This is a genomic window from Roseburia inulinivorans DSM 16841 (genome assembly GCF_000174195.1).
Lineage (GTDB): Bacteria > Bacillota > Clostridia > Lachnospirales > Lachnospiraceae > Roseburia > Roseburia inulinivorans.
The window spans coordinates 1-6084 of the sequence record NZ_ACFY01000135.1 but is presented as its reverse complement, the minus strand read 5'-3'; the positions used below and the strand labels follow the sequence as shown (position 1 = coordinate 6084).

Below are 6084 nucleotides of genomic sequence, written 5' to 3'. Positions count from 1 at the left end.
AAAAAATGATATACTTTTTTTGTTAAAGAACAGGAGGCCAAATCCTCTGCTCCTGCATGGGCAGTCGCATTTTGCTTCGCAAAACAAGGAGGCTTAGGATTATATGCAATTTGATATAAAGTTAAAATCTCAGGATATGTACCGATTTAATATGTATCAGACCTACACAGGATTTCATGGATGGTTTTCCATTATTGTATCCATTATTATTTTTATTGTGGCGGGCTTAACATATGGTGGACTAGACATTACCTATACGGTTTTGTATATTGCGTTTGGCATTATTTTCCTATTATATATGCCGGTCACGCTGTGGCTGCGTTCCAAGAGTGCACTTGCAGCATCGGAAGTGCTGCGTGGAACATTACATTATCTTGTAGATGAAAACGGATTTACCGTTTCCCAGGGGGAAGAGAGTGCAAACCTTCCATGGGATCAGATTTACAAAATGGTAGCGACAAAAAGCAATGTTTTGGTTTACAGCACAAGGATCAATGCGTATATCATTCCGAGAGAGCAGTTGGGGGAACAGTATAAGGAACTTGCAAAAATTGCAAATGAGAAGCTGCCAAAACATCGTGTAAAAATGCAGTAAGGAACATTTGACAGGAAGGATAGCGATATGAAAGAGACAATGATCGAGACATTTTCTCCCGAAGAGACACATGCCCTCGGGAAAAAAATCGGGCAGCAGGCAAAACCGGGAGATGTATACACATTAATTGGGGATCTTGGTGTCGGAAAAACTGTATTTACGCAGGGAATTGCGGAGGGGCTTGGTATCAGGGAACCAATCTGCAGCCCGACATTTACCATCGTACAGGTTTACGAGGAAGGGCGTATGCCGTTTTATCATTTTGATGTTTACCGTATCGGGGATATTGAAGAGATGGATGAGATCGGATATGAGGACTATTTTTATGGAAATGGTCTGTGCATGATTGAGTGGGCAAATCTGATCGAAGAGATCCTGCCGGAGAAAAGACATGATATTTCTATTGAAAAGGACTTGGAAAAAGGCTTCGATTATCGTAAAATTACCATTCGAGAGTTAGATTAGCAGGAAAGGCAAAAAACGTTATGAAAATATTAGGGCTTGACAGTTCAGGACTCGTCGCAAGTGTTGCGATCGTAGAGGACAATGACTTAAAGGGCGAATATACCGTTAATTATAAGAAAACACACTCCCAGACACTTCTCCCGATGTTAGATGAAGTGGCAAAAATGATCGAATTGGACTTAAATTCCATCGATGCCATCGCAGTTTCCGGTGGACCGGGTTCTTTTACCGGACTTCGTATCGGTTCTGCCACAGCAAAGGGACTCGGACTGGCGCTTGGGAAACCGTTGATCCACATCCCTACAGTGGATGCTCTTGCATACAATCTCGCAGGTAACAGAGACAACATCTGTCCGCTGATGGATGCAAGAAGAAACCAGACGTACACAGGCTTGTACCGTTTTGACGGAAATCAGATGGAAATTATAAAACCGCAGTGCGCAGTGGGAATTGATGAGATTATCGCAGAAGTGAACAAACTCGGACAGGCAGTTGTCTTTTTAGGGGATGGCGTGGCAGTGTTCGAAGCATATATCCGTGAAAACTGCACGGTGCCATATACCTTTGCACCAGCGCATGTGAACAAACAGCGTGCGGGAGCAGTGGCAGCACTTGGAGAGATCTATTATACAGAGGGAAAAACAGAGACAGCGGAGGAACACAAACCTGATTATTTAAGACTTTCCCAGGCAGAGAGAGAAAGACTTGAAGGGGAGCAGAAAAAATGATTCAGATTCGGGAAATGCAGGTGAGAGATACCAATGCAGTCGCAGAAATAGAACGGCAGATATTTTCACAGCCGTGGAGCAGACAGGGATTTTTAGATGCAGTCAACCTTGGTAATACGGTTTTTCTTGTAGCAGAGGAAAATAACCGCATCATTGGATATATTGGTATGTATCTGGCAATGGATGAGGGAGAAATTACCAATGTTGCAGTAGCACCGGTAGAGCGCTGCCATGGAGTTGGTGGTATGTTACTTACAGAATTATTAAAAATTGCAGAAAACAAAGGCGTCGCAAGAATTGTTCTGGAAGTACGTGCATCAAATGACAGTGCCATCAGGCTGTATGAACGCAATGGGTTTGTACAGTGTGGTATGCGCAAAGGATTTTATGAATTTCCAAAAGAGGATGCCTATGTAATGGTACACGGGCACTGAGAGATAGTATAGAGTTAGAAAAGGAGAAATCCATGTTAGACGTATGTCTTTTAGGAACAGCAGGCATGATGCCGCTTCCACACAGATGGCTTACCGCAGCACTGATGCGCTATAACGGCAGCAATCTGTTGATCGACTGTGGTGAGGGAACGCAGATCGCCATCAAGGAAAAAGGATGGACATTTAAACCGATTGACGTTATTTGTTTTACCCATTACCATGCAGATCATATCAGCGGACTTCCGGGGCTGCTTCTCACAATGGGAAATGCGGAACGGACAGAAACACTCACAATGATCGGACCAAAGGGACTTGAAAAAGTAGTAAGTGCGCTGCGCATGATCGCCCCGGAACTTCCTTTTGAGATCAGGTACATAGAATTGACCGGACCAGAAGAGGATATGGAGATCAACGGATATCATATTCATGCATTTAAAGTAAATCATAATATCAGCTGCTATGGATACACAGTCGAGATCAGACGTGCCGGACGATTCGATGTGGAACGAGCCAGAAACAATCACATTCCACAGAAATTGTGGAATCCGTTACAAAAAGGCCAGACAGTCACAACGGAGGATGGAATTACTTTTACCCCGGACATGGTGCTTGGAACACCGAGAAAAGGAATCAAGGTAACCTATTGTACGGACACAAGGCCAACAGAAAACATTGTAAAATGTGCAAGGCATTCCGATCTTTTCATCTGTGAGGGTATGTATGCAGAAAAAGATAAAATAGCAAAAGCAAAACAATACAAGCATATGACATTTTATGAAGCCGCAGACATGGCCAAAAGAGCCGGGGTGGAAGAAATGTGGCTGACTCATTTTTCGCCATCTTTAGTTCATGCAGAAGATTATATGCCTGAGGTAAAAAAGATTTTTCCAAATGCTTATCTTGGAAAAGATGGGAAGAGTGTCGAATTACTTTTTGATGAAAATGAATAGGATTTTTGGATCCTGAAATGTTACATGTAGTTTGGATAAAAAGAAAGGCAGGGCGATTTTATGAAGAATACAAAATTTGTGATCATAATCGTGGTGTGCGTGTGTGTAATATTGGGCGGTTATTACTATCTGACCAATCGGAACAATGCAAAAGAAGAAGAGAATATTACATTGACAGAGATACAGGAACTGACGACGAAAAATCTGGATAAAAATTTTCCAGCTACTCCTCGTGAAGTTGTGAAGCTTTACAATCGTATTATCACCTGTTTTTACAATGATGAATATACGGATGATGAACTTTATGATCTTGGAGATCAGGCGAGAAAACTTTTTGATGATGAATTGCTGGGAAATAATCCAAGAGATGAATATTTTAAGGATTTAAAAGAAGATATTTCAGAGTATCATGATAAAAATAAGACCATTGCGTCTTCTGCTGTAGACAGCAGCAATGATGTGGAATACAAAGAAGTAGATGGGGATGACTGCGCCTATGTGAAAGCTTCCTATTTTATAAAAGAGGGAAGCGCATACAGCAGGACTTATCAAATGTATGTTTTGAGAAAGGATGCAGATGGAAACTGGAAGATTCTGGTGTTCTATCAGGTGAATGGTGACTCTTCAGATGATGAATAAAGAGATAAAAATACTTGCAATCGAAAGTTCCTGCGATGAGACCGCAGCAGCCGTAGTAGTAAATGGCCGTGATGTCAGAAGTAATGTAATTTCATCTCAGATCGCACTGCACACGTTATATGGTGGTGTTGTACCGGAGATTGCTTCACGTAAACATATTGAGAAAATCAATCAGGTAATTGAACAGGCATTGTCGGATGCATCTGTTACGCTGGATGATATTGATGCAATAGGAGTAACTTATGGACCTGGTCTGGTGGGAGCTCTCCTTGTTGGAGTGGCAGAGGCGAAGGCAATCAGCTATGCAAAAAACATTCCATTGGTAGGTGTACATCACATTGAGGGACATATCAGTGCAAACTACATTGAAAATAAGGAATTAGAGCCGCCGTTTTTATGTCTTGTTGTATCAGGTGGACACACACATCTTGTGAAAGTACTTGATTATGGAAAATACGAGATCCTTGGCAGAACGAGAGATGACGCAGCAGGAGAAGCTTTTGATAAAGTCGCACGTGCCATTGGACTGGGGTATCCGGGCGGACCGAAAATCGAGAAAGTGTCACATGAGGGAAATCCACATGCGATGGAATTTCCACGTGCTAAAATTGAAGATGGACCATACGATTTCAGTTTTAGCGGTCTGAAATCAGCGGTATTAAACTATATTAACGGATGTAATATGAAGGGAATTGAGGTTGTGCAGGCTGATGTTGCAGCTTCTTTCCAGAAAGCAGTAACAGATGTGCTGGTTGGAAATGCGATGAAAGCAATCGATGAGTTTAAAATGGACAAATTTGCGATCGCAGGAGGTGTGGCGTCCAATGGAACATTAAGGGAGGCTATGCGTGAAGCCTGTGAGAAAAAAGGTGTGAAGTTCTATCATCCGTCACCAATTTTCTGCACCGACAATGCAGCGATGATTGGCGTTGCAGCTTACTATGATTTCCTGGCAGGAAAAAGGGATGGATTAGATCTGAATGCAATTCCAAACTTAAAACTTGGAGAACGTTAGTAAATAATTGGCTATAGAATCGATAATGGAAGGAACAGGGATGGAAAAACAAAAATATGCTGCAATTGTTCTGGCAGCAGGCTCCGGAAAGAGAATGAATTCCCAAGTGCATAAACAGTATCTTATAATACAGGACAGACCAGTCCTGTATTACTCGTTAAAAGAGTTTCAAGATAGTGCAGTAGATGAAATTGTTCTTGTAGTTGGAAAGGGCGAAGAGGAATTTTGCAGAAGAGAAATTGTGGATAAATACGGAATTTCTAAGGTCAAGGCTATCGTTGAAGGTGGCAAAGAACGCTATCATTCTGTGTTTGAAGGGTTAAAACAGACAAGCGATGCGGATTATGTGCTGATCCATGATGGGGCAAGACCTTTTGTGAATCAGGACATCATCAGGCGCTGCATGTTGGAGGTGCCGGAATATCAGGCATGTGTTGTTGGCATGCCGGTGAAAGATACCATTAAGATTGCAGATGAAGGAGGCTATGCAAAGCAGACACCAGACCGGAAAAACGTCTGGATGATACAGACACCACAGACTTTTTCGTATGCACTTATTTACGAGGCATATGAGGAAATGCTAAAAACAGAGGATGCTGCGATCACGGACGATGCCATGGTGCTGGAACGTACCAAAGGAAAAAAGTCAAAGCTGATCGAGGGGAGTTACCGCAACATCAAAATTACAACACCGGAAGACCTGCTGATCGCCAATGTTTATTTACAACACCCGGAATGACAATACATTTGAGGGCAAAACAAAAAATATCAAAAAATGTAAAAAAAATGGTTGACAGAGAGGAATTCTGATGATAGAATAAATCTCGCACTGATTGAGGTGCGAAACACGGAGAGGTATCGAAGTGGTCATAACGAGGCGGTCTTGAAAACCGTTTGTCCGCAAGGGCACATGGGTTCGAATCCCATCCTCTCCGCTCATTAAAAATACAATTGAGTTTGAAATTTTTAAAGAGCGAATTAAATAACGTGTAATATATTCGGAGAAGTACCCAAGCTGGCCGAAGGGACACCCCTGGAAAGGGTGCAGGTCGTTAATAGCGGCGCGAGGGTTCAAATCCCTCCTTCTCCGCTCGCTCGTCAGATGATGAACGAAATAAAATAAAAAAGTTGTTGACAAGCACAGATGATTATGATAATATATCAGAGTTGCTGAAAACAACAAAGAACATTGATAACTGAACAGTGAATAACCTTGAAAGATTCTAAAGCGAACAAGTCCGCAGACAAGCAAAGCTTG

Annotated in this window: 8 protein-coding genes and 2 tRNA genes; all 10 read left to right on the top strand. The window is 42.2% G+C overall.

All coding sequences use genetic code 11. The annotated features are described in order from the left end of the window. The first annotated feature begins 103 nt into the window (after window positions 1–103). The 10 genes from ROSEINA2194_RS13800 (at window position 104) to ROSEINA2194_RS13755 (ending at window position 5916) form a co-directional block, all read left to right on the top strand. Window positions 104–595, top strand: coding sequence for a YcxB family protein (locus ROSEINA2194_RS13800; protein ID WP_007888422.1), 492 nt, complete (start codon window positions 104–106; stop codon window positions 593–595). A 27-nt stretch (window positions 596–622) separates the two neighbouring features. Beyond that, window positions 623–1060 carry a tRNA (adenosine(37)-N6)-threonylcarbamoyltransferase complex ATPase subunit type 1 TsaE gene (tsaE, locus tag ROSEINA2194_RS13795; protein WP_007888421.1) on the top strand — a complete coding sequence of 146 codons (438 nt, stop codon included), beginning with the start codon at window positions 623–625 and terminating at the stop codon, window positions 1058–1060. Window positions 1061–1080: 20 nt separating this feature from the next. Further along, the gene (gene tsaB / locus ROSEINA2194_RS13790) at window positions 1081–1788 is read left to right on the top strand and encodes a tRNA (adenosine(37)-N6)-threonylcarbamoyltransferase complex dimerization subunit type 1 TsaB (protein WP_007888420.1); all 708 of its coding nucleotides are present in this window, start codon (window positions 1081–1083) and stop codon (window positions 1786–1788) included. Further along, window positions 1785–2222, top strand: a complete 438-nt coding sequence (gene rimI, locus ROSEINA2194_RS13785; RefSeq protein ID WP_007888419.1) for a ribosomal protein S18-alanine N-acetyltransferase — start codon at window positions 1785–1787, stop codon at window positions 2220–2222. Before tsaB ends, rimI begins: the two co-directional genes overlap by 4 nt. A gap of 32 nt (window positions 2223–2254) precedes the next feature. Continuing rightward, a complete protein-coding gene (locus tag ROSEINA2194_RS13780; protein ID WP_007888408.1) occupies window positions 2255–3172 on the top strand; it encodes a ribonuclease Z in 918 nt (305 codons plus the stop codon). Window positions 3173–3232: 60 nt separating this feature from the next. Beyond that, the gene (locus tag ROSEINA2194_RS13775) at window positions 3233–3811 is read left to right on the top strand and encodes a DUF6715 family protein (protein WP_007888405.1); all 579 of its coding nucleotides are present in this window, start codon (window positions 3233–3235) and stop codon (window positions 3809–3811) included. Then, the gene (tsaD, locus tag ROSEINA2194_RS13770) at window positions 3801–4826 is read left to right on the top strand and encodes a tRNA (adenosine(37)-N6)-threonylcarbamoyltransferase complex transferase subunit TsaD (protein WP_007888404.1); all 1026 of its coding nucleotides are present in this window, start codon (window positions 3801–3803) and stop codon (window positions 4824–4826) included. Before ROSEINA2194_RS13775 ends, tsaD begins: the two co-directional genes overlap by 11 nt. A gap of 40 nt (window positions 4827–4866) precedes the next feature. After that, the gene (gene ispD, locus ROSEINA2194_RS13765; RefSeq protein WP_044928199.1) at window positions 4867–5565 is read left to right on the top strand and encodes a 2-C-methyl-D-erythritol 4-phosphate cytidylyltransferase; all 699 of its coding nucleotides are present in this window, start codon (window positions 4867–4869) and stop codon (window positions 5563–5565) included. 110 nt (window positions 5566–5675) lie between these two features. Further along, a tRNA-Ser gene (locus ROSEINA2194_RS13760) sits at window positions 5676–5761 on the top strand. A gap of 65 nt (window positions 5762–5826) precedes the next feature. Continuing rightward, window positions 5827–5916, top strand: a tRNA-Ser gene (locus tag ROSEINA2194_RS13755). Window positions 5917–6084 lie beyond the last annotated feature (168 nt).